Source organism: Streptomyces sp. CG4 (assembly GCF_041080655.1).
GTDB lineage: Bacteria > Actinomycetota > Actinomycetes > Streptomycetales > Streptomycetaceae > Streptomyces.
This window is the reverse complement of the sequence record NZ_CP163525.1, coordinates 4115727-4139222: the sequence shown is the minus strand read 5'-3', so window position 1 is coordinate 4139222 and position 23496 is coordinate 4115727. Positions and strand designations below refer to the sequence as shown.

The following is a 23496-nucleotide window of genomic DNA, read 5'->3' as shown; positions in this document are numbered from 1 at the left end:
GCGGAGCGCCTAGCCCACCCCGGCCAGTCGCAGCAGCGCCGTCGTCGCGGCCGCCCCCACGACCACCACGACGAACGGCGCCCTCCGCCAGGCCAGCGCCACACCCACGAGCACCCCGGCCGGCCGGGCCCACCCCGCGAAACCCCCGCCCTCGGTCAAGGCCCCCGTGGCCAGCAACGCGACCAGCAGTACGACAGCCCCGGCAGAGGCGAGGTCCTGCATCCGCTCGGGTATCTCCACCCGCCCGTGCAGCACCGGCCCCACCAGCCGAAAGGCATACGTCCCCAGAGCCAGCGCCAGAATCACGGCAACGGTGGCGTTCATGACCCGCTCTCCACAGCCTGTCGTCGGTACAGAAACAGCCCCGCCAGAGCGACCAGCACCGGCACCCCGGCCGGCACGGCGGGCGTGACCGCCAGGGCCACCGCGCCGCCGGCCACCGCACACCGCCGTACCGCCGCGTCCGCGCGCAGCGCCGGCAGCACCAGGGCGACCAGAACGGCGGGGAACGCGGCGTCCAGGCCGTAGCGCGCCGTGTCGCCCAGCGCCCGGCCCGCCATGGCACCGCCCGCCACGCACACGTTCCACGCGGCGAACAGGCCGAGCCCGGAGATCCAGAACGCCCGCCGTCGCCGTACCGGGTCGGGCTGGGCGAGGGCGAAGGCGACCGTCTCGTCGGTGACCAGATGCGCGCCGAGAAAGCGGGCCGCACGCCCGGGTCCGAGGATCTCCGCCACGGCCAGGCTGAAGGCCGCCGTCCGGGTGTTCAGAAGCAGCCCCGTGGCCGCCGCGGCGACCGGCCCGCCCCCGGCGATCAGCACACCGACCGCACTGAACTGGGCCGATCCGGCATACACCACCAGCGACATCACCACCGGCACCCACACCGGCAGCCCGCCGGCGACGGAGACGGCACCGAAGGAGACCCCTACGATGCCGCTCGCCAGCCAGACGAGCGAGCTGTCACGGACGAGTGAGGCGTCGTCGACCGAAGCATCGGTTCGTTGTAGCGAACGCATGTTCTCTAGAATGGACGTGAGGAGTACGTTCGTCAAGGCGAACGATCATACCGATGGAGCGAACGACATGACCGACAGAGTCACAGCCCCCGGCAAGCTCCCGATGGAATGGATCGCCGCGTCCCTCAAACGGGAACGCGCCCGCGCCGGACTGTCCCTGTCGGAGCTGGCCAAGCGCGCGGGCATCGCGAAGTCCACGCTGTCCCAGCTGGAGGCCGCGAGCGGCAACCCGAGCGTGGAGACGATCTGGGCGCTGGGCGTCGCGCTGGGGGTCCCGTTCACCGTGCTGGTGGAGCCGCCGACGCCCAGCGTCCAGGTGATCCGCGCCGGCCAGGGCCCGGCGGTCGCCTCCGAGCAGGCCAGCTTCGTCGGCACCCTGCTGTCGGCGAGCCCTCCCGGTGCCCGGCGGGACATCTACCAGATCCGGGCCGAACCGGACTCGGTCCGCACGGCGGAGCCCCACAACCCGGGCACGATGGAGCATCTGATCGTCGCCACGGGCCGGGTGAAGGCGGGACCGGCGGGGGAAGAAGTCGAACTCGGCCCCGGCGATTACATGACCTATCGGGGGGACGTCGCTCACTCGTACGAGGCACTGGCCCCGAACACGACCTTCGTCCTCGTCATGCAGCACACATAGTGATCGCGAGACGGCCCACGGGGGAGTGGGGGAGTGAGGGGGTGGGGGTCGCGGAGAATTCGCCGAGAATTCACAGAGGGGGCGCGACGGAACGCGACGGAACGCGACCGAAAGGGAAAGGCAGGAGCCCCGTCGCCGGAACGGCGCGGGGCTCCTTGGGTACTGCTCTCAGGTTCTGCGATCAGGCAGAGATCAGACGGGGGTGACGTTCTCCGCCTGCGGACCCTTCGGGCCCTGCGTCACGTCAAAGCTCACCTGCTGGTTCTCCTCGAGGGAGCGGAAGCCGGAGGCGTTGATCGCGGAGTAGTGAACGAAGACGTCGGGGCCGCCGCCCTCCTGGGCGATGAAGCCAAAGCCCTTTTCGGCGTTGAACCACTTCACGGTTCCGGTAGCCATAAGCCCTCCTTGGGCTCACAAAGGGTTGCCCTGCTCCAGAACCTGCAAGTGTGAAACTGGTGCTGCACAACTGCATACGTCTGAAAACGACGAGAGCCCGCGGTCACATGCTCCGCAGGCTCTGTACTGCAAGGGAAACCAAACTGCAACTTGCGGCGAGCCTAGCACGCAGGTCGCCGAAAGCAATAGAGGGCAAGATCACGTCACCCGGATGTTTGAACGACCGTTGGGCCATTTGACGGCGGGGTCGGTACCGGGAACGTACCGCACGGGGTCTAGTCTCGCGATGTGGACCTTCCCCGCACCCGGCCGCGCGTCGGCCACATCCAGTTCCTGAACTGCCTGCCCCTGTACTGGGGCCTCGCGAGAACCGGCACCCTCCTCGACTTCGAGCTGACCAAGGACACCCCGGACAAGCTCAACGAGATGCTGGTCCAGGGCGAGCTCGACATCGCGCCCATCACCCTGGTCGAGTTCCTCAAGCACGCGGACGAACTGGTCGCCTTCCCCGACATCGCCGTCGGCTGCGACGGCCCGGTGATGTCCTGCGTGATCGTCTCGCAGCTCCCGCTCGACCGGCTGGACGGCGCCAAGGTCGCCCTCGGCTCGACCTCCCGCACCTCGGTCCGCCTCGCACAGCTCCTGCTCGCCGAGCGCTACGACGTCCAGCCCGAGTACTACACCTCCGCGCCCGACCTCAGCCTGATGATGCAGGAGGCCGACGCGGGCGTCCTCATCGGCGACGCAGCCCTGCGCGCCAACCTCCACGACGGCCCGCGCTACGGCCTCGACGTCCACGACCTCGGCGCGCTGTGGAAGGAGTGGACGGGCCTGCCGTTCGTCTTCGCGGTGTGGGCCGTGCGCCGGGAGTACCTGGAGCGCGAGCCGCTCCTCACCCGCCAGATCCACGAGGCCTTCCTCGCCTCTCGCAACCTCTCCCTGGAGGAGGTCGGCAAGGTCGCCGAGCAGGCGGCCCGCTGGGAGGCCTTCGACGAGGCGACCCTGGCGCAGTACTTCACCACCCTCGACTTCAGCTTCGGCACCCCCCAGCTGGCGGCCGTCGCCGAGTTCGCCCGCCGCACCGGCCCGACGACCGGCTTCCCGGCGGACGTGAAGGTGGACCTGCTGCAGCCGTGACCCCACGTCACTAGGCTTCTGCCGGGCACACGTCGGGTAGGGACCTCGGGGTCGGAGCCATCGCAGCCGTCGGAGCCGTCGGGGCCACTCGACGGACGCCGGGATCGCAGGCGTTGCAGTCGCAGTCACAGGCGCCGGAGTCTTAGGCGTTGGAGGGGGAGCGCGCCATGCAGCCGCTGGACGTGGACGAGCCGGCCACCGTCGGGCCCTACCGGCTGCTCGGCCGGCTCGGCTCCGGCGGCATGGGCCGGGTCTACCTCGGCCGCAGCGCGGGCGGCCGTACGGTCGCCGTGAAGATCGTGCACCCGCACTTCGCCCTGGACGAGGAGTTCCGCGCCCGCTTCCGGCGCGAGGTGGCCGCCGCCCGCCGGGTCGGCGGCGCCTGGACCGCGCCGGTCCTGGACGCGGACCCGGACGCCCCGGTGCCCTGGGTCGCCACGGCCTACGCGGCCGGCCCGTCCCTCGCCGCGGCCGTCACCGACACCGGCCCGCTGCCCACGCACACCGTACGGGCCCTGGGCGCGGGCCTCGCCGAGGCGCTGGCCGCCGTACACGAACTCGGCCTGGTCCACCGGGACGTGAAGCCGTCGAACGTCCTGCTGACCCTGGACGGGCCGTTGCTGATCGACTTCGGCATCGCCCGTGCCACGGACGGCACGGCGTCCCTGACGTCGACGGGCGTGTCGATCGGCTCGCCGGGCTACATGTCCCCCGAACAGATCCTCGGCAAGGGCGCCACGGGCGCCGCCGACGTCTTCTCCCTCGGCGCGGTCCTCACCTACGCGGCCACCGGCGAACCACCCTTCCGCGGCGACTCCTCGGCCGCGCTGCTCTACCAGGTGGTCCACGAGGCCCCCGAACTGGGCTCCCTGGCAGGCGAGTTGCGCGACATCGCGGCGGCCTGCCTGGCCAAGGACCCGTCCGCCCGGCCGACCCCGGCCGAGGTGAGCCGACGACTCGCCCCCGAAGGCGCCGCCCGCCTGGTCGCCGGCGGCTGGCTGCCCGGGCCTCTGGTGGAACAGGTCAGCCGCAGCGCCGTACGCCTCCTCAACCTGGACACGGAGGAGACGGCCCACTCGGGCCCGGTGGCCTTCGACACCCCTTCGCAGACGGAGCCCCCGGCCCCGGCCTCCTCTGCCGCTGGGGCCGGTGTTTTCGGCCCCCCGCCCGTGATGAACCCCGACGAACCGTCGGCCACCCCGCCTGGGAAATCCCCGGCATCGGCAACCGGCGGTGCGGACGGGGCGCCCGCCGGAGCGCACAGCGCCGTGCCCGCACCGCGTGACGCGCCCCCACCCGGCCGCCTCTCCGTCAGCGTGGCAGCGGCCTCCGCACCGGTGGAGGGCGCCCGCGGCCGCCGGCTGAGCTGCACGGTGGTACTGGCGGTCGCCGGAGCGCTGGCCGCCGGCAGCCTGGTTCTCGGCCTGCTCCTGCGCCCCTGGTCCCAAGGGGGAAGCGACAACAGCGCGGGCAGCGCCCCCTCCCTCACCGAGGCACCGACCAAAGCCTCCGACGGCCCCACCGGCGGTGGCGGCGCCACCGACACCACCCCCTCACCCGGTACGATCCCGGCCCGCTACCTGGGCACCTGGGAAGGCTCCGCCACCGGCCTCGACGGCACCGTCCCCATGGGCACCTTCCGGCTTACCGTCCATCAGGTGGCCGTCGGCGCGGAACTGGGCCGCCTGACCCAGACGGATCCGCTTGGGGGGGTGTGCACCGACATCCTTACGCTGAAGCGGGCGACACCGACCAGGCTCATCGCCGCCTCGGTCGGCGCCAAGGGCAACCATGGGGGCTGCGATCCGTCCCCGCACCAGATCGAGTTGACACCGGTGGGTGACGACCTGAAGTACACGTCGGACAGCTCGGCGGAGGGGAATCCAGTGGCGGTGCTGTCGAGGATGGAGTAGCCGTCTTTGGGTGCCATCCGTGGTGCGCCATGGATGACCCTGTGTTGATCCACTTTGTCTCATAGGTCACGCCGCCTTCCGGGTATGCCGAATGTGGCGGTAGACGGCGCGCGGGGTCGTGGGTACTCTCCCCGGCCGCTGTTGTAGCGTGCTACACGGGAATGATTGTTTCTGCGGGGGAGGGGGCCCATGTGGGTCAACGGCTGATGCGGGTGATCCCAAGAGGTGGATATCCTAGGGGCAGTGGGGGCTCCTGCCATGACTGATCTCGTAGTGAACGACGCTCTGCTGCTGAAGTCGGCCAAGAGCCTCAAGAAGATCCAGTACGAGTTCGAGCACACCGATCAGCACCAGAAGGACCTCAAGCGTGTGTGGGGTTCGAGTGAGATCGCCGGTGCCATGGGTCAGTTCGCGGACAATTGGGACTACCACCGCAAGCAGTTGCTCGATTCCATTAAGACCGTGGGCGAGTTGACACAGAAATGCCACGAAGGTTTCACGAATCTCGACCACGGACTCGAGAAGGCAACGAAACCCAAGGGCAAGAAGTGAGGAACTGAGCCGATGGCCCGACCCACCGACTGGAGTCCGCTGGCGGAGGAAGACCCGGTCCCCGGCGACGTGCACGACATCCGGGACGAGTCCACACGGCTCGGCAAGCTGGCGAAGATGATCAGTGAGCAGGTCGACCGCCTCAACTCGATCAGCCGGGACACGAGCGAGCTCAAGGGCGAGTACGCGGGCGCGTTGCGCGACAAGGCGGACGAACTGTCCGGACGGCTCGCCAAGACCCACCATCGTTACGACCATGTCTCGGGCTATCTCGGGCACTGGGCCGACGACTTGGAGTACTGCCAGAAGCAGGCCGACGACGCGCTTCAGGATGCCAAGGACGCCCAGCGACGCATCGACGCGCACCAGCCGCCGCACCAGACTCCCGGACGGAAGCCCGATCCGGACCACAAGCTGACCGAGGCGGAACGGTCCGCTGAGACGGCGCGGAAGAAGGCCCTGGAGGGTGCCCAAGGAGACCTGAGCGCGGCTCGGACCAAGCTGAACAAGGCGACTGGCCACCGTAACGAGCGGGCTGGGCACTGGGCCGGGAAGATCAGGCGGGCCATCAGCAAGGACGGGCTGCACGACAAGGGCTGGGACAAGTTCAAGAACTTCATGGCGAAGCACGCCCGGTTCTTCAACGACCTTGCCAATGCGCTGTCCTGGGTGGCCACGGCCCTCGCGGTGATCTCGCTGTTCATTCCCGGAGTCAACATCATCGGATGGATCGCCTTCGGCTTCATGGCGGGGACGCTGCTCACCCACACCGCGCTCGCTCTGGCGGGCCAGGGCAACTGGGTCGACGTCGGGCTCGATGTGGTCGGACTCCTCACCTTCGGCGCAGGAAAGGTGGCGAGCAAGGGCCTGGAGACAGCGGCGGCCGGTCTGCGGGGCGCGCTGCGCGGCGGCGCCGGGAAGCTCGGACAGGCGGCCTATCGATCGGCGGCCAAGTCGACGGAGAGGGCACTGGCCGGCCGACTGGTCAGAACGGCGACCAAAGGCAGCCAGGACTACCTCAAGGGCCAGCAGCTCATGAGCAAGACGAGCAAGGCGATGTGGGCGGCGAAGAAGTCGGCGATCTCCGATGCCAAGGCACTCGCGGGCAAGGAGTTCGAGCCCGGCTTCCTTGACAGCCTCAAGGCGGGCGGGCCCGACGCGGCCGCGTACAAGTCGTTCTTCGGGGAAGCGGCCTCCCGGTTCCCCGACTCACCGGACATCGCGGCGCGGCTTGCAAAGGGGGGCGGGGCTCTGCGGGTCAGCCAGGCCGCTTTTGCCGCGGGAACCGGCGCGGACACATTCGATAAAGTCGTCGGCATGACGGAGCCGTACGTCAGCGGACGTTTCGGTGGCAGTGGTACAAATTCATGGACGGACCTCAAGAACGGGGCCACAGTGGAAACGGGCTCGACATGGTGACCGCGTCCGGTACTCGCACACTCCCGCCACTGATCCGGGTATATGCGTATTCCCTGCTCACTGGAGGGTTCCTGGCCTTCTGGGCCTGGTGCGGTGTGATGACGCTGGCCGTCACGGTGTTCACACCGACAATTGTCCTGGCAGTGCTCTTCCTGGGCGGTTGGACCCTCTGCTGGATCACTACACTGCCTGCCACGGTTATGTGGCACGCCCCTGAGTTGCTCAAGCGTGATCCTGGTCCCATGCCGGGGCAGGCGAAGGGCTTTCCAGGCTACTTGCTGCGCAACGCGCACAAGGGTGTGATCGACAGTTCGGTGCCGCTGGCATTCGCGCGCCCCGCCCCGCCAGTGCACTTCTGGCTTGTCGCCCTGCTGAACTCGGCTGTCACCGGCTTCACACTGTACTCGCAGTACACCGGCTCGACGTTCATCAGTAAGGCCGCATGGGTTCCGGCTCTGCTGTGGATCGGCTTCGCCGCGTCAGGAGCCTCCCTCGCCGTCCTCATCCACGGCTCCGTAACCCGCCGCCGCGCCGCCCGAAAGGCTTCCGGAAAGAATGAGCAGGCCGCCGATGGCCACCGCTGACGATTCCCTCGTGCAACCGCCCAACACCTACACCCTCGTCCTGCCGCCCGGCTGGGCCCGCATTCCCCTGCGTTACGGAACCGAGGGCGCCGTACGCCGCATCCTCGACCGTTCCTTCGCGGGACTGCCCCGTGACGAGGTCTTCACCTACCGGCGTGACCTTGAAGCACAGCTGGGCGAACAGATTGCCAAGGCCCGTGCGGACCACGGCCTCGATCTCTACCTACCCGTGGAACTCGTCCACGGCATCGCCCTCCCCGCCTCGTTCCTGGTGGCCGAGTTCCGCACCGACGGCGCGGATGACGTCGACCCGTCCGAACTCGCCCTGTTCCTCGCCTCGTCCGAGCCGGGCAGGCGGATCGTGGAGATCGGCGGCGTCTCGGCCGTGCGCACGGAGATCACCGCGCCCGCCGACCCGGCCCAAGGCGCCGAGTTCCCTTCACGGCGCGTCGAGTACCAGGTACCCGTGCCGGGCGATCCGGTCCTGTGGCTCGCCGTGGCCTTCTCGACCGTCACCGCCGAGGATCCCGAGGGGGAGATCTCCTCGGTCCTCGTCGAACTCTTCGACGCCGTCATGACCACGCTCCGTTGGAGTACGCGATGACAACTCCCACGTACGACGCGGGGTTCGGGTCGGCGGATGACCCCACATCTGATTTTGTCCCGCTTCCCATGGACTTCACCGGCACCGACTGGCCAGACGCGTCCGCGTACGCCGAGGACGTGGCCGACGTCCTCGGCGCCAGGCAGCGCGCGTACGCCGGCGACAACGACGTGCCCGGGGATCTACGCGCCCGGATAGCCGACCAGATCCGCGACGATTACGACAAGCTTCCCGGATTGTTTCCCGCCCACCTGCACTATCTGTACTGGCCGGAACCCACACGTCCGCCTGTACCGGTCTTCGTCGGCTTCTGGCCGGTGCCCGACTCCGGGCGTGCCCCAGCTGAGCGGCTCGGGAAAGCCGATGTGGAGGAGGAGTTCACCAGCGAACACCTCGGCCGGGGGACCCGCAGCCTGTACGGCGTTGCCCTTCAGCCGGACGACGGCGACGACGACGCTGCGAACGTCGCCCCCTTCCTCGGAGTCGTGGGCTACCACTGGCGTGCCGGTGATACTCCGATCGACGTCCAACTCATCGCCATGACAAATGAGTTGGGCAGGCTCTACGCGGCGCTACCCGCGCTCGACGCTTTCGCGCGTGAACTCACCGTCTACGACGGCCAGTAACACCATGTTCTAGATGGTCAGTTTGAGGAATCGGGTCACGATGTCCGTCGCGGAACCGCGGTCTGTTTCCTCCTGCTCTTCCTGCCCTTACAGCGGCGTCGTGACCGTCACATGCGTCCCGCTGCCCAGGTGCAGCATCCCCCTGCCCGGCGTGATGGGACCGCCGACCATGCTCCGCGTCGTACGGATGCCGATCAGCTCGCCGGCAGAGGTGTCCTGCGGCGACAGCAGGATGCCGCGCCGGGCCTTCTTCATGTCGACCTGCCAGCCGGAGAAGCCGTCACAGATCTCCTCCTCGTCACCGGCGATGACGACGGCCAGGCCCTGCTCGACGCCCCGTTCGACTATGCGCTTGAAGACATCCTCGGCGTCGCAGTCGTCCAGCACCTCCGCGTCGTCGACCAGGACGACGACGGGCTGCTCGGGTCCGGCCGAGCCGATGGCTTCCTCCAGCTCGTCCTCGTCGATGTCACGGCCCGTGAAGACCTGCAGCACGCCCTCCTGACCCTCAAGTTCGCGCAGCGGGGACGGGCGCGGTGCCGCGAGGACCAGCCGTACGCCCTGCTCGAGGTAGGAGCGCGCCATGGACAACAGGACCGTGCTGCGCCCGGACTTGGCCGGGCCGCCGATCACGAACGCCGGAACACCTTGGGCGAGGTCGGGGCCGAAGGCGGTGAGTTCGTCGCCGCCGACGCCCACCAGCGACCACAGCGGTGAGGCGCTCGTCGCGGTGTCGCGCATCGCCCAGGCGTCCGCGAAGGAAATCCGGCTGGGCAGCACGTCGACCCGGAAGGGGCGTAGCGAGCGCGGCACCTCGGCGTCCCGTGCGGCCGCCGCCTCGCCGATGGCGACCAGCGCGGCCGCCTGGCCCTGACCGGTGGTGTCCTCGGAGAGCAGCGCGAACTGGGTCTCCGCGGCCGTCTCGGCCCGGAACGCGCGGCCGGGCGGGATCTCCTCGGGAACCTTGCGCGCGTTGATGTCCAGCATCGAGAAGTCACCGCGGTCGGCGAGGCGCAGACCGTACTTGTCCTCTGTCAGCGAGGCGATCCGGCCCGACAGCAGCTGACGGTCACCGGTGATCACTATGTGGATGCCGACACTCGCGCCCTCGCGCATCATCGCCATCAACTCGTCTGTGAGCTCGCCGTGGTTGTACTCGCCGAGCGTGGGCAGCCAGCCCTCCCAGCGGTCGAGGAGCACCACGATGTGCGGCAGCCGCTCGCCCTCCGGCACGGCGCTCCGCTGTTCGCCGATGTCGGCGAAGCCCTGTTCCGCGAACAGGTCCTGCCGACGGGTCAGTTCGCCGGAAATCCGCGTGAAGAGGCGGACAATGCGCTCCAGTTGGTTACGGCCGACGACCGCACCGCAGTGCGGCAACCGGGTGAGTGCGTTGAGCGCGCCGTTGCCGCAGTCGATGCCGTACAGATGGACGTCGCCGCACGACAGGGTCCGCGCCAGTGAACCGGCGATGGTGCGCAGCACCTGTGAGCGGCCGCTGCGCGGGGCGCCTGCGATCAGCAGGTGCCCGAAGCCGGCGAAGTCGACGACCACCGGGCGCCGGGCCTGGTCGGCCGGCAGATCCGCCACGCCGTACGGCGCGGCCGGCAGAGCGCCCTCGCCGCGCACCGCCGGGACGTCGTCCAGCAGCAGCGTCTCCTCCAGGGCGGGCAGCCACGGGGAGTGCTGAGCCGGGATGGCCAGCGCCCGGTTGGCCTCCAGTACGGCGTCCACCAACACCTTGAGGTCGGTGATCTCGTCGTCCTCGCGCGCCTCGGACTTCGGCTTCTGCAGCGTCGCCCGCCCCAGGTCCTGCCAGGCGAGCTGCCCGGCCCACGGGGCGAGCGTCTGCGGGTCGGCAGCGCCCGGGCGGCGGCCACCGACCCGGCCCGACTGGAAGGGGATGAGGGAGGCGTGGCCGAGCCGGACATAGGCGCGTCCGGGGGTGCTCTTGCTGATGTGGCCGGCGTCGGGCGCGTCGATGACGTCCGACGACTCACCGGCGTCGGTCACACGCAGCGCGATACGCAGGTTGGTGTTGGCGCGGATCTCGGGCGAGACGACACCGCTGGGCCGCTGCGTGGCCAGCAGGAGGTGAATGCCGAGAGACCGGCCACGCTGCGCGATGTTGACCAGACCCGTGACGAAGTCGGGTAGATCGCGGACCATGGACGCGAACTCGTCGATGACGATGAGGAGCCGGGGCAGGGGCGCATGGGACGGATTCCGCCGTACGAAATCCTGGTAGTCCTCGATGTCCTTGATCTCGACCGCGGCCAGGATGTGCTCGCGTCGCTTCAGCTCGGCGCCCAGCGACTCCAGGGCCCGTTCGACGAGATGGGCGTCGAGGTCGGTGACCATGCCGACGGTGTGCGGCAGCTTCACGCAGTCCTTGAACGCCGAGCCACCCTTGTAGTCGACGAGGACGAACGTCATGTTCTCGGGGGTGTTGGCCACGGCGAGCGCGGCCACGATGGTCTGCAGCAGCTCCGACTTACCGGAACCGGTCGTACCGGCGATGAGACCGTGCGGGCCGTCGCGCCGGATGTCGATGCCGAACGGGCCGTCGTACGACTCTCCGACGACGGCCATCGTGGACTGCCCGCCCATACGCCAGCGCGCGGCGACCGCGTCGCCGCTCGGCGGTTCCAGCTGCAGTACGTCGAGCAGGCGGCTGGCGGAGGGCAGCGCCGAGTCCTCGGTCTCGCCGCTGATGTCGCGCAGCGGGGACAGCGAGCGGGACAGCCGGACGCACCAGGCCGAGGAGACGAAGTCCGGCCGTACGTCGGTCATACGGCGGGCACCGCTCTGCTGGACCCGCAGTCGCAGGGGGAGGTTCTCTTCGGTGGTCTCGTGTGCCTGCTGGGCCGTCTGGTGCCAGGCCTGGAAGGAGGGGAAGCCACCGGCCGGGGGCTGTGCCACGGCGGCCACGGCCGGGGCGGCGGCATCGTCGGCACGCCGCGGCTCGGCCACGACGACACCCTGGCACTCCCCGGGCAGGAACCGCTCCTCCTCGTCCAGGCAGATCGCGTAGACGGCGACGGCCGGACCTTCGCGCAGCAGCCGTACGACACCGGGCAACGATCGCAGTCGCCGCGATCCGTCCCAAACGACGACGATGTCGGGCTCGGCGAAAGCCGGTCCGTCACCGCGCTTCCCGGACTCGTTGAGGGCCTTCTGCCGGGCGTCCAGCAGTTGGGTCAGCTCGCCGACGCGGGCGCCGACGGTCTCGGAGTCGGTGCCTATGAGCACGTTGACGTCCTGCCCGCCGACGGGGCGGGTGTGCGGCAGCCAGCGCACCCAGTCCCATCGGGTGTGCGCGTCGTTGTCCGTGAGGACGTAGAACTGCACGTCCATCGGGCTGTGCAGGACCGCGGTCTGGGCGACCGCCCACCGTCCCAGCGCCTGCGCGGACTCGCCCGGCCCTGCGATGCCGATGACCCCGAGATCCTTCAGCGGCAGCGCGACCGGCGCGTCCTCGATGTGCCAGATGACCTCGCGCTTGTGCTCGTCCTGCTCGGGGTCGTCGAGCACGACGTCGGAGCGGACCGGGCCGGTGCCGACCCGGACCAGCAGATGGTCGGCGTCGGTACGACGCCGCTCCCACAGGCGCGTACGGGGACCGGTGCCGAACGCGAGCACGGCGGCCGGATCGGGGATGGCGGCACGACGGTCGAGGCGCTCGGTGCGCAGCGCGTCCTGGGCGTCCTGCTCGATCCGCTCCTTGTGCTCCTTGTACTCCTTGAGCTGTTTCGCGTGGGACTTGCGCCCGTGCTTCTTGTCCACGAAGTGGTTGCCGAAGAGCATGAGCGGGCTCATCACGGCCATGATCAGGTAGTACCAGCGCCCGAACATCATGGTCGAGACGACGGCGCCCACCAGCGGAAGCAGTGCCATCAGCCAAGGCAGCGGCCGGGCCTCGTACTCACTGGGCGGCGTGGGCAGCCGGAAGTGGGTCTTGCGCTCGGGCGGGCGCAGCCGGGGGGGCCGGTTGTAGTCGAGGCCGGCGCCGTCGTCCGACCACTTCAGGGCCGCGTCCGGCGGGGAGTAGGCGACGATCTCGAAGAGGCTGTTGCCGAGGGACAGTTGAGCGCCGAGAGGCCAGGTGTCGCCGTCGAGGGGCTTGCCGTCGAGCCGGGGGCCGCGGCCGTCGTCGGCGTCCTTTGCGTCCTTGCCGCTCTGCTCCGTGCCGCTGTCATGGACGGTGACCTTGCAGGTGCCGTCGATGGCGATGGACAAAGTCGCGGCGCGTTCGGCCAGTTCGCCGTCGTCGATGCGGAGCTGGGCGCCCGACCCGCTGCCGATGCCGTACCGTCCCACGCCGAGCCGGTGCACGGTGCCGGACGCGGGTCCGCCGATGACGCGGAACTCCACCACACCGGTGGGCTCGCCGAACACACACCCAGCCGGATCGTGCAGGCTGACGACGGCTCCGTCCCGCAGCGGCGATCCCGCGACGGTCGCGCTCGGGTCGAGGGGATAGCCGTCCACGAATGCGTGGGGGGCACCGCCGGCTTGCCGGTGCCCGCCGATGGGGATGATCTCCGCGCCATGGCCGGCCCCGACCTGCCGCGCCAGCTCCCGGGTGATGTCGCCCACTGTCGACTCCGGGTCGGCGTCGAGCACCACGTCGGCGGCGGCACCGACGAGCGGATCGACGACGGTCAGACTCAGGCGCACGTTCGTCCTCCTCGTGGGGCTGAGACTGTCCCCGGAACGCTGAACACAGTGGAATCGACCTTAACCGTCCCCGCTGACAGCGCCGCAACGGGATGTGTACTGGTTCACGACTCCCTTGCATAACTGCCCTGTGACCTCAACGGCCCTCCAGCCGTAGGATCTTTGCTCGTGCGGATGCTTGCGGCGGCACGCCGAAAGGAACCGCACGACGTCAGCCACGGGGGAAGGCCCTGCGGCGTATCGGAAACGGGAGGGAGCCGTCATGGCGGGCAAGGGCGACGCAGCTCTTACATATGCGGACATGGACAAGCAGGCCGGTGATCTCATCAAGGCCATGCACAATATGGAGGAGGAGCTCAAGGGCATTGAGAAGGGCGTGGCGAGCCTCGTAGCGAACGGCTTCACCACGCAGAAGGCCTCCGGCGCCTACGAGGAGTCCATCAAGGAATTCACCAAGGGCGCGGCGAAGACCGTCCAGGGGCTGCACGGTCTGTCCAAGTTCCTCACGGACGCGAGGAAGGCCTACGAGCACATGGACCACCAGCTGGCCCAGGTCGCCAAGCATTCGTAAAGTTCGGATCACTGAACTACCGGGTGCGACGGGATACTTACGGTGTCCCGTCGCACCCGCGTATTCCTGAGAGTTGTCACCGGAGGGAGCCTGGCCCCGTGGCCAGGGCTGTTTCAAAGTCCGAGTGATGCTGCGAAGTCACAGGTCGCGGTGGGGTGACGACTGCCGGTCGACCCATCTCGTACACAACGAAGCTCCGGTTGGAGCGGGTGACAGCCCTGAGCCGGGAAGCTTCCCGCAGCGGCTCGCGAAGATCATTCGTTCGCAGTGGGTCATCGAAAACCGGCCCCACTTCGTCCGCGACACCGCCTTCCGCGAGGACGCCTCCAAGGTCCACACCGAGCACGGCCCGGAGAACATGGCCACCTTGCGCAGCTTCGCGATCAACTGCCTCCGTGCCGCCGGTCACCACAACATCGCCGCTGGACTCCGCGAGATGTCCTACGAGCCGTTCACCCGTCCCCTGGCTCTCCTCGGGCTCCGCTGACCAGCACAGACGCGCGAACAGTCGGACTTTGAAATCGCCCTGAGGGAACAGAGGGATCCTGATCGGCCTCGACGAAAGAGCCACAGGGCGGCCGGTGGGATTCCTGCGCACCGGATGACCGCATCAGCGGCCCTGCTGTTGAACGCGTGTGGCTCCGGCGGAGGCGGTCATTCCTCCACTGACAAGGCCAAGGGGGCGGACGGAGGGAACGTCAGAATCTCGGCGGCTCCTTTCCATTCGGCTTCTCAAGGCGGCGCGGGGCGGCCCGAGATCACGCTCTCCAAGGAATTCGAGGCGGACTTCCAGAACTGAACGAACAGCGACCCGAAGCTCCAGGCGGTCCTCAACGACGGAGGTGAGGAGCTGAAATCGGAGTACGCGGCGATCATGCAGGGGAATCCGGATTCGAAGGCGGTCGCGTTCTACAACTCGGATGCGACTCTGGTGTCCGCCGGTAAGTGGATCAAGCAGTTCACCGACGAATGACGACACCATCGTCGGTGAGGCGTGGACGAACGCAAATCGTCCACCAGGAACGGCCAGACCGGCAAGGTTGTCAGAACTCCGGACAAGCCCGAGTCGCTGATTCAGTACCGGCAACGGCTGGACAAGACCGCGCAAGGCGTGTGGAAGGTCACCTCTGTCACCACGGTCGCCGGGAGGTGTCGCTGACGCGCGGAGCGTGGGAGGCATGCGCTCGGTTCGGCGTCTCGGCCACTGCCACTGCCCGCGTCGGCTGTCCTCGCCGCCTACGTCCACAGCAAGATCAACGTCCTGCCGACTGCGATCGGGCTGAAGCCCGCGACCAAGTCGACGGTGAACGAGCGGACCTGGGTCTGACTGGACAAAACCACGTTCAGGAACGTGAAAGTGCACGCGGAACTGCCGCAGGGCGACCGCCAAGCCGGGCCGCTCTGCACCTGGATCCCGGAGCCGAAGACGCCGAGCGGTTCCCAGCATTCGGCGACTGCGCGATCCATGACGACGGCTCTATCGGTACCCGTACGCCAGGGGCGACACCGACAAGACCCCGCCGTCTGGCATCCGCTACCTGCGGGCGAGGGGTGGCCGGCCGTACCAGCTGAATGCGTCGATCACCTGGCTGAGCTAGGCACCGCACAGGCGACGAGGCCGTTCCTCTTCGCCGGGTCCCTGGTTGGAGTTCGCTTCGAGTCAGGAGCCCGACGGGGCCTTGTAGAGCCGTACCGTGGTGGCGATCTTCCGTATCGTCGCGTCCGGCACCTCGCCGGACACCCCCTTGGCGCCGAAGAACGACCAGGAGACCAGGTCCCCTGCGCTGTTCTTGAAGCCGAAGGTCCATGCCTTGCCGTCCGAATCGCACTTCTTCGACTTCGGCACGCCCACGGACCAGGCAGTGCCCAGAGTGCCCTTGAGGCCGGAGCTCGTGGTGAAGGCCTCCAAGGTGCTGGACTTCACCTTTTTCTTGTCCGGCTGGGTGTACCCGCCGTACACCCAGGTCTCCGGGTCGGAGCCGGCAATGTCCTGAGTGCTTTTGTAGCCGTTGTTGCCCCTTGTGCCCACCTGCGCCAAAGGTGTGTTCTCCAGTGTGCCGTCCCGGTCGTCGTCCGAGGAACACCACTTCTTCTGCAGCATCGCGACATTGCGGATCGCTATGAGTGGATTGTCGTTGGGGTCTCCCTGCTTGGAGACATAGGAGACCCAGCTGGCGGACTGGATCTCCCATTGAGGCGGGACATCGAACGCGATTCCCTGCTCCGGGTTCGTCAGGACCTTCCAGCCCTTGATCGTGGCGGCTTGGGTGTCAGGGCTCCGAGGATTGGCCGAACTCTGAGACGGGGACACGGTGTTGGTCGGCTTCGGATCGGGCCCGTCGTGCTTGTGGCCGCCGAGCACCAGGAACCCGGTCACGCCCGCGGCAAGCACGACGGCCGCCGCAGCGATGACGGCGACGATGCCGGTCCGGTTCCGGCCGCCGCGCGTCGGCGGAGGCACGGGGGCACCGGCGGCCGGCTGCTGCAGGGGAGTCTGCCAGGGCTGCGGCTGCTGATACGGGTTTGGCTGGCCGGGACCGGGCTGTTGGTATGGGTTCGGCTGGCCAGGGCCAGGCTGCTGGTACGGGTTCGGCTGGTGCCCGACCGGGGGCTGCTGCGGGTTCTGGCCGCCACTCGGCGGCTGTTCTCCTGGCCACATGTGCCGTAACGATACGGCGGCCGCGTTCGGAGCACGAGCGAGGGCACTGTGAGTGGCCGGTAACGAGGGTCACGACTCTCAGGCGCCTTTAGCCAGTCGGTGAACCGTGTACACGGCAACGGCGAGGCCTCGTCCATGAGCATGCCCGACGGCTCGTCAACGGTCAGTGACGAAGGATCCCATGCCTGGCGTGGTGACGATGAGCCCTTCCTCGCGGAGGGCAGCGGTGGCCTTCCTCACCGTGACCCGAAAGCCCGAACTCCTGCTCCAGCTTCACCTCGGAGATCCACCGTTGATGGGACCGCCGACGCCGAAGATCTCGGAGAAGAGCTTGGCGTTCCCTTTGAGCGCGTGTGCGATGTCTGTGCCGCGGCCAGATGTCCCGTCCGGGTATGTCGCTGGAGTGGAACCTGACCTTCACTGACGACTCAATCCGAGTCTATGGTGTGGTTTCCCGGCGATAGGGCTGCGTCATCAGAGCCAACCGCTTCGGCCGCCAGAGGTCGTCGCCCTCATTCAGGATCAGCTCACCGTTCCTGCGTAGCAGCCAGACCTCCTCATACCGGTATTGCAGCACTGCATCACCGTCGACCCACTCCAGTAGGCGCGCAATCAGCAGGATCATGTCGTCCTGCTGGTCCGAGGTTTCCGTTCCTTTGCCCATGTGGAACCCCACACAGACCGTCGGAGTAAGCCTGAATCAGGTAACGATGGGATCCCGCGCGTGTGGTTGCCGTTGCTGAACCACATTGACGCACGCGCCCAGCCGGGTGTACACGAACAACTCCTTGTCGACGAGTTGCTCATCCTTAATGGATGTATCGAAAACGCCGAGTTTCCTGCCGATTTCAGCAAGACACGTTGCAGCCTCGGTCGCAGACGATTGGGTCGCGATATCGAGGTCATATTCGATTGCCATGCAGAGTGATTCTCTTGATCCCTATGGATGGGAGTGAAGGGAATATTGTCTTCGCCGTCGATCACCATGCCCTTTTTCAGTTGCCCATGGGGGAACTGCGGCGCCGCCTGCCCTCCCCCTCTGGGCAGCAGTCTTCAACCCCGCCATTGGCCTTGGCGGCCTGGCCGGCGGCGTCATCGTCGACACCCTCAGCTTCCAGGGCATCCTGCTGTTGGGCGGCGCGTGTGCCTAGCTGGCAGCGCTGCCGATCTTCAGCGCGTGAGGGGACGAGAGCTGCGATGACGTACAATCCCGCCCCCCCCGCCTCGCGAATAATGCCGAGCATGATCTGCTCGCTGTGCCCACGGGACGTCCTCGGTCAATGCCATTCCTCGGGATTGAGAGCTGCCGCCACAAACCCGACTCCCGTGGTGACGATCAGATCAGGTTGCGCAACCTGGGCTACAACCTTGTCGGGATCGAAATCATGGAACTCGAGCACGAAGTGTTCGGCCAGAGCGGGCCGACCCAACGGCATTCCATCGAGGTCTACTGCTGAATTCGCACGGTCGGCCCCTTGGCACAAGACTGATACCAGCAGTGGAAAATGTTCAGCTTCCAGCAGCCGATCCGCCTCGTGAATCACGCAGGCGATTCCGACTCCCCCCGTGACGGCACCGCACAGGTCGTCCAAGCAATCCACCAGGGCGTCCCAGTTCCTTCCGAAATAACCTGGAAACTGCAGAACTTCCGCGAACGCGCGATAGACGCCTTGCTCGGTCATCAAATCTGCGGAGTCGAAGTGGTAGACGCGCCCACCCTTCGCCTTCAATCCGCTCAGTTGCCGATCAATCTCAGCTGTTTTTTGGGGAACAAAAACAACCCAGGGGCCCGAGGTACCCGTGAGGTCGACGCTGATCATTCCTGGATCACCCTGTGAATTCACCGACGTAGTAAAAGCTTCCATAGTGGTCCGGCGTATAGTACGCAGGGCCGGGGCCGTCCTTCGGGGTCAAGAGGCGCTCGGGCCCTCTGATCTCCTTGCCGCAGCCTGGTGCGCTGCACCGCGGGAGGTCGACCTTGGCGTTGACGTCCCATTCCTTGTATTTGCCCCCTGGCAGGGCAGACAAGTTGTTACCCCAGTTCGCGTTGCCATGGTAGCCGTCGATCTTCCCGATTCCACCTGGGCGAGCGTTGACGTTGTTCAGCATGTCCACAGCCTTTTGCGGTGCTGGACCGGGAAGGACGCCAAGACCGTTCGGGCTGCCGGTGTCGCCGCCATGCAGATGGCACATGGGTGCGAGACCCAATGGGTCGGACCAGCTGTGCGGGTTGTGGACGTAGGCGACGGGGTTGGGCGCCGGAAGCAGGCCAAGGGGGTCGGGGCTGGTGTAGCGAGCGGTCTCCGGGTCGTAGTGCCGGTGATGGTTGTAATGGAGACCGGTCTCCGGATCGTGGTACTGGCCGGGGAAGCGCAGGGGGGTGTACGCGCTCGCGTCACGGTTCCAGGCAATAGTTCCCCACAAAGTGGACCGAGTGTGCCAGGCGACCTTTCCGTCCGAAGAGACCAGCTCGGTCGGAGTGCCGATGAGGTCGGTAACGATGGCGAAGAAACGCTGGTCGATAGTCTCTTGGGGCGCTTCGGTTGCCCAGACGCGTTCCGACTGACACAGAGGTGAAAGCTCGTCGTGGTCCCAGGTGAGCGAGGTGCGCACACCCGCGTCACCCTGCTCGGTGGTCTGTTCGCACAGGATGTTGCCGTCCCAGGAGAAGGCAGTGCGCTCCAGGACGGTCTCCCCGTCGGCGTCGAGACGAAGCTTGGCGGTCCGTCTGCCAAGTGGATCGTAGATGTAGCGCCAGCGACTGCCGTCCGGCGTGGTGACGGCTGTGAGTCGGTCCTCGCTGTCCCACTCGTAACGCCATATATCGGGTTTGCGCGAGAGTCGAGTCTTACGGCGTACTACCACACGTCCCTGGGCGTCGTGCTCGTAGTGAACGCCGCCAGCCCGCGTGAGCCGTGTTCCTGTGTAAGCGCGCGGCCCGACCGCCTCGTGGCCGGGGTGTTTCATGGGCCACATGGCCTCGGTCTGGTTACCCGCAGTGTCATACGTGTAGCGCTCGCTCCAACCCGCAGCCTGCACCGCTGTCACGCGGCCGTGAGCGTCGAGATCGAAGCGGCTGCGCCCGGCACGTGAGTCATCAACACCTGTGAGGTAGCCGTCTGGACGATAGGCATAGGAACGTTCAATGATCCGATGGCCACCCGGAGCAATACTCGCCTGCGCGACCAGTCGGTCAACGCTGTCGTAACCGCGTGTGAGGGTCAGTGAGTCATCGATTCGGCGAACGATTTCGCGGTCTGCCGCGTCATACGCGAAGTCCATGATGTGACCCGCTGTGGCCAACCGAGAAGTTCGTCCTGCGGCGTCATAGGCCCAATTACTGCGTGCGCCAGAAGGTGTAGTGCGCAGCGTCCGGTTGCCAGAGGCATCGTAAGCGAAGCTCATGGTCCGGCCATCGACGGTCTCGCTGATGCGACGGCCGGCCGAGTCGAGTTCCACATGCAGGCTGCTGTCCGGGCCAATGGCCGTGGTCAGTGCACCATTCGCTGTGTATGTGTACACGGTTGTTGCGCCATCAGCATCCTTGGCAACGATACGCCCTAGCGCGTCCCGCCGGTAGCAAATGCGTTGTCCCAGAGCATTGGTCCGGTCGGCGAGACGCCCTGTGGCGTCATAGGTGTAGCGCGTGGTGCGTCCGTCAAAGTCGGTTTCGGAGAGGAGTTGCCCAGCCGCGTCATAGATGTAGTTCCATACCAGCCCCTGAGGGTTGGTCACCTGAGTGAGGCGCAGCTCGGTGTCGTATGTGAAGGTGTACCGCTCCCCTCCCGGACCGGTGCGCGCGCTGAGGCGGTCAAAGTGGGTGTACTCGAATATGGTCGACTGACCGGTGGCATCGACATGGCGGACACAGTTGCCTTCGCCGTCGTACTGCCAGCTCTCGTGCGATCCGTCCGGGTTGGTACGGCCCACGAGCCAGCCATCGACGGTCCAATCCAGGCGCGAGACATTGCCCAGCGCATCGGTTACCGCAGTGGTCAGGCCGAGGGAGTTGTATGCCCAGTGGGTGATGTTGCCAAGGCCATCTGCCGCTGAGACGGTGAGACCAGCTGCGTTGTTCTCGTACGTGGAAGTGCGGTCAGCCGCGTCTCGCGCCTCCACCAGGCTGCCGTTCGTGCTGCGGATGAAGTGCGTGGTCGCGCCGCGTGGGTCAGTGACGGCGGTCCGGTTCCCACATTCGTCGTATGTATAGCGCCATATGAAGCCGTCCGGGCCCGTCACCTGCGTCGGTGACCCCAGATCGTTGTACTCGACACAGGACGCACTGCCGTCGGGACGCACAACAGAGGTCACGTGCCCGAGCTCGTCGTATCGGTAACCACTGGTGCGTCCGAGAGCGTCAGTGACCGCGGTGAGCTGGAGGTCCTCGTCCCATTCCTGGGTGGTGGTGTTGCCGAGGGGGTCGGTTTCCCGGATGAGGCGTAGGTGTTCGTTGTGTTCGTAGGTGCGGGTGTGGCCGTGGGAGTCGGTGACACGGGTCGTGCGGGTGGTGGCGTCGTAGGTGAGAGTGGAGGCGAGGGCCCCTCCGGTGCCGCCGGTGGCCACGACCCGGCCCTGGTCGTCGTACTGGTACCAGTACGTGGTGTTGTTGCGGTCCGTCCAGGAGGTGATCCTGCCGTCAGCGTCGTAGGTGTACCGCATCGGCAGGCCGGAGGAGTTGAACTCCTCCACAAGGTGGCCCTGTTCGTTGTAGGTGAGGGTGAGCAGGGAGGTCCCGGGCCGGTTCGGGTGGGCGGGGTCGATCAGGCGCAGGCCGGTGATGCGGGAGCGTGCCGGGTCGTGGTCGAGGGCTATGCGGTAACCGCCCGAGTGGACGACCGCGCCAGGGACATCACCTTCCGTGTACTCGATGGTGATGCGGTTGTTGTTGCGGTCCTGGATGTACTGCAACGGCAGGTCCACGGCGGTGTCGCCGGCGGCCGCCACCGGGCTGTGGAACACGTACGACAGCCCGGCATCGGCGTCGTGGACCCGGATGCCGCCATCGACATCGGTGTCCCACGCGAGGGTGAGTCGGGAGCCGGGGGTGTCCGGCCGGACGGGTGTGTTGGTTTCGGTGTCCGGGCGGGGGAAGCACAGACGGGCACCGTCGCCGGTGGCGTAGACGAAGCCGTCCTCGTCCGCCTGGACCCGCTGGTCCAGGGTGGAAGCCCAGGTGGGGCCGAACCAACCCCCGTGACGGTACGACGATATGTGCGTGCGCTCCAGCACGAGGGGGAGCACGCCCGGCAGGGTGATGTCGGTGCGGGTCAGGGCCATGTCGCCGGTGGCCACGTCGATCGGGTCCCGCACGAACGTCTTGACGATGTTGCGGATCGAGGCCGGCAGCTTGTCGAAGCCGGGATTGAGCTTCAGCCGCTCGAACGCCGCGCAGTCCAGGCCCATCGCCTTGCTCAGCTTGGCGAGAGCGGCCGGGCCCAGGGCTTTCAGGCCCTTACCCAGGGCCTTGCCCAGCATCCCGAAACCGACGCCCATCAGCGCGCCCTCGGTCAGGATCCCCGCCAGCTTCTCTGGATCCTTGAACGCCGACGGGTCCTCCAGCATCGTCTGGAACGCGGTGAACTGCAGCCCTTCCTTCGCCATCCGGCCCGCCGCCGCGACGCCCCGGATCTCCTTCAACGCCTTCAACGCCCGCTCGACCTGCCGGATGACCTCCATCACCCGGCGCACCACCGTGCCGAGAGTCGTCCCTTCCTTCTCGATCCGCCCGACCAGCGCCACGACCTTCAGCGCCCGCTCGCCCGACATCAGCGTCGAGGCCACCTCGGAGGCACCCGCCGTCAGCACGGACAGGGCCAGGCCCGCGATCTCGAACTCGGCGATCTCTGCCAGGATCACACCGATCTCGGACAACAGCTCATGCGCCTTGTCCGCGAAATCGTCCAGCGCCTTGCCGCCCTCACGCAGCGAATGCGCCATCTCCCCGGCCTGCTTACGCGCAGCCTTGGACCGCTTGTGGAAGGCCTTGGCCGCCTTCCCCTCCCACTCCACCCCCGACAACGCCCGGTCCGCAGCAGTGGAAGCGTCATCCAGGCCCTGAGCCAGATGACGCCACTTCTTCGCTATCTCCCGCACCCCGTCCGGATCCACCGCCGGATCCGAAATCCCCAGAAACTCCAGACCACTGGCGACACTGTCGCCGAACATGTGGTTGAACTTGTTGATGTAATGCAGCGGGTTGAGATCCACCATGACCGGCCGCCTCAGCCCTTCTTGCCCTGAGCTGTCGCCAGCAGCACATCCAGCAGATCGAAAGCATCGGAGACCTCACCGATGAACTTCGCCTCGGTCTCCCACTCCTCCTCCAGCTGCTTCGTCAGCTTGGACAGAGTGGACATGCCCTTCTCGATCTCACTCTTCGCACCCAGCAATGACCCCAACGCCCCCAACGCCTTCAAGTCATGCTGCTGCGCGGTGAACTCCGCCAACGGCTTCGCCGTGTGATGCCCCACCCCACGCAACCCCGACGCCGCCCTGTGCATGGATGAGGCCTGCTTCTTCAGGTCCGACATGCCACCCGCCCCCGAATTTCACTCTGTGCACGTACCAACCCCTCGACGGTAGTCGGGGGCATTATGTATATGGCATGGACTCGTCTAATGGAGAGTAAAGCTCCGTGATGCGAGACCGCGAACCCCAGCACCATCGCTGGGCAAGGCTTTCGTACAGATCGACGTCGCT

The 23496-nt window shown here is 67.2% G+C and carries 21 protein-coding genes and 2 pseudogenes; 11 read left to right on the top strand and 12 right to left on the bottom strand.

Translation table 11 applies throughout. The features are described 5' to 3' along the window. Nucleotides 1-9: 9 nt before the first annotated feature. Both AB5L52_RS18790 and AB5L52_RS18785 read right to left on the bottom strand, forming a co-directional pair. Nucleotides 10-324: an AzlD domain-containing protein gene (locus tag AB5L52_RS18790; RefSeq protein ID WP_351574243.1), complete on the bottom strand. Its 315-nt coding sequence runs from the start codon at nucleotides 322-324 to the stop codon at nucleotides 10-12. Next, nucleotides 321-1019: an AzlC family ABC transporter permease gene (locus AB5L52_RS18785; RefSeq protein ID WP_351574240.1), complete on the bottom strand. Its 699-nt coding sequence runs from the start codon at nucleotides 1017-1019 to the stop codon at nucleotides 321-323. The genes AB5L52_RS18790 and AB5L52_RS18785 overlap by 4 nt, the downstream gene beginning before the upstream one ends. Nucleotides 1020-1086: 67 nt before the next feature. Between AB5L52_RS18785 and AB5L52_RS18780 the strand changes: the two genes are divergently transcribed. Then, nucleotides 1087-1659, top strand: a complete 573-nt coding sequence (locus AB5L52_RS18780) for a helix-turn-helix domain-containing protein (RefSeq protein ID WP_369365124.1) — start codon at nucleotides 1087-1089, stop codon at nucleotides 1657-1659. A gap of 192 nt (nucleotides 1660-1851) precedes the next feature. Here the strand turns inward: AB5L52_RS18780 and AB5L52_RS18775 are convergent, their stop codons facing one another. Continuing rightward, a complete protein-coding gene (locus tag AB5L52_RS18775; protein ID WP_003992177.1) occupies nucleotides 1852-2055 on the bottom strand; it encodes a cold-shock protein in 204 nt (67 codons plus the stop codon). A 288-nt stretch (nucleotides 2056-2343) separates the two neighbouring features. Between AB5L52_RS18775 and AB5L52_RS18770 the strand changes: the two genes are divergently transcribed. From AB5L52_RS18770 to AB5L52_RS18740, 7 genes are all read left to right on the top strand, one after another. Next, nucleotides 2344-3192, top strand: a complete 849-nt coding sequence (locus AB5L52_RS18770) for a menaquinone biosynthesis protein (protein WP_351026893.1) — start codon at nucleotides 2344-2346, stop codon at nucleotides 3190-3192. Between the two features lie 167 nt (nucleotides 3193-3359). After that, nucleotides 3360-5105: a protein kinase gene (locus AB5L52_RS18765; RefSeq protein WP_369365121.1), complete on the top strand. Its 1746-nt coding sequence runs from the start codon at nucleotides 3360-3362 to the stop codon at nucleotides 5103-5105. Nucleotides 5106-5363: 258 nt separating this feature from the next. Next, nucleotides 5364-5657, top strand: a complete 294-nt coding sequence (locus AB5L52_RS18760) for a hypothetical protein (protein WP_369365119.1) — start codon at nucleotides 5364-5366, stop codon at nucleotides 5655-5657. Nucleotides 5658-5669: 12 nt separating this feature from the next. Next, on the top strand, nucleotides 5670-7076 hold the full coding sequence (locus AB5L52_RS18755; RefSeq protein ID WP_369365117.1) for a putative T7SS-secreted protein: 1407 nt from the start codon (nucleotides 5670-5672) through the stop codon (nucleotides 7074-7076). A 98-nt stretch (nucleotides 7077-7174) separates the two neighbouring features. Further along, nucleotides 7175-7660 carry a hypothetical protein gene (locus AB5L52_RS18750; RefSeq protein WP_369365116.1) on the top strand — a complete coding sequence of 162 codons (486 nt, stop codon included), beginning with the start codon at nucleotides 7175-7177 and terminating at the stop codon, nucleotides 7658-7660. Further along, nucleotides 7647-8264, top strand: coding sequence for a hypothetical protein (locus AB5L52_RS18745; RefSeq protein ID WP_369365114.1), 618 nt, complete (start codon nucleotides 7647-7649; stop codon nucleotides 8262-8264). The genes AB5L52_RS18750 and AB5L52_RS18745 overlap by 14 nt, the downstream gene beginning before the upstream one ends. Then, entirely contained in the window at nucleotides 8261-8890 is a 630-nt protein-coding gene (locus tag AB5L52_RS18740) for a hypothetical protein (protein WP_369365112.1), read from the top strand. The genes AB5L52_RS18745 and AB5L52_RS18740 overlap by 4 nt, the downstream gene beginning before the upstream one ends. Before the next feature lie 87 nt (nucleotides 8891-8977). On the opposite strand, the gene AB5L52_RS18735 is transcribed toward AB5L52_RS18740, so the two are convergent. Then, a complete protein-coding gene (locus AB5L52_RS18735) occupies nucleotides 8978-13567 on the bottom strand; it encodes an FtsK/SpoIIIE domain-containing protein (protein ID WP_369365110.1) in 4590 nt (1529 codons plus the stop codon). 262 nt (nucleotides 13568-13829) lie between these two features. Here AB5L52_RS18735 and AB5L52_RS18730 point away from each other — a divergent pair, with 262 nt between their 5' ends. From AB5L52_RS18730 to AB5L52_RS18720, 3 genes are all read left to right on the top strand, one after another. Next, complete coding sequence (locus AB5L52_RS18730) at nucleotides 13830-14138, top strand: WXG100 family type VII secretion target (protein ID WP_369365109.1); 309 nt, start codon at nucleotides 13830-13832, stop codon at nucleotides 14136-14138. A gap of 127 nt (nucleotides 14139-14265) precedes the next feature. Beyond that, nucleotides 14266-14625 (top strand): hypothetical protein, encoded by a 360-nt coding sequence (locus tag AB5L52_RS18725; protein ID WP_369365107.1) that lies wholly within the window; start codon nucleotides 14266-14268, stop codon nucleotides 14623-14625. Nucleotides 14626-15132: 507 nt separating this feature from the next. Next, nucleotides 15133-15297: a hypothetical protein gene (locus AB5L52_RS18720; protein ID WP_369365105.1), complete on the top strand. Its 165-nt coding sequence runs from the start codon at nucleotides 15133-15135 to the stop codon at nucleotides 15295-15297. Between the two features lie 77 nt (nucleotides 15298-15374). Here the strand turns inward: AB5L52_RS18720 and AB5L52_RS18715 are convergent, their stop codons facing one another. From AB5L52_RS18715 to AB5L52_RS18680, 8 genes and pseudogenes are all read right to left on the bottom strand, one after another. After that, the gene (locus AB5L52_RS18715) at nucleotides 15375-15605 is read right to left on the bottom strand and encodes a hypothetical protein (RefSeq protein ID WP_369365103.1); all 231 of its coding nucleotides are present in this window, start codon (nucleotides 15603-15605) and stop codon (nucleotides 15375-15377) included. Between the two features lie 193 nt (nucleotides 15606-15798). Then, nucleotides 15799-16599 carry a hypothetical protein gene (locus tag AB5L52_RS18710; RefSeq protein ID WP_369365101.1) on the bottom strand — a complete coding sequence of 267 codons (801 nt, stop codon included), beginning with the start codon at nucleotides 16597-16599 and terminating at the stop codon, nucleotides 15799-15801. 354 nt (nucleotides 16600-16953) lie between these two features. After that, nucleotides 16954-17083, bottom strand: a pseudogene (locus AB5L52_RS18705) (GntR family transcriptional regulator). 153 nt (nucleotides 17084-17236) lie between these two features. After that, nucleotides 17237-17479: pseudogene (locus AB5L52_RS18700) on the bottom strand (SitI3 family protein); the annotation flags it as partial. 18 nt (nucleotides 17480-17497) lie between these two features. Next, nucleotides 17498-17716, bottom strand: a complete 219-nt coding sequence (locus tag AB5L52_RS18695) for a hypothetical protein (RefSeq protein ID WP_369365100.1) — start codon at nucleotides 17714-17716, stop codon at nucleotides 17498-17500. A 358-nt stretch (nucleotides 17717-18074) separates the two neighbouring features. Beyond that, nucleotides 18075-18617 (bottom strand): barstar family protein, encoded by a 543-nt coding sequence (locus tag AB5L52_RS18690; RefSeq protein ID WP_369365099.1) that lies wholly within the window; start codon nucleotides 18615-18617, stop codon nucleotides 18075-18077. Nucleotides 18618-18624: 7 nt separating this feature from the next. Then, on the bottom strand, nucleotides 18625-23007 hold the full coding sequence (locus AB5L52_RS18685; RefSeq protein ID WP_369365098.1) for a DUF6531 domain-containing protein: 4383 nt from the start codon (nucleotides 23005-23007) through the stop codon (nucleotides 18625-18627). A gap of 11 nt (nucleotides 23008-23018) precedes the next feature. After that, entirely contained in the window at nucleotides 23019-23327 is a 309-nt protein-coding gene (locus tag AB5L52_RS18680) for a hypothetical protein (RefSeq protein WP_369365097.1), read from the bottom strand. Nucleotides 23328-23496: the final 169 nt, after the last annotated feature.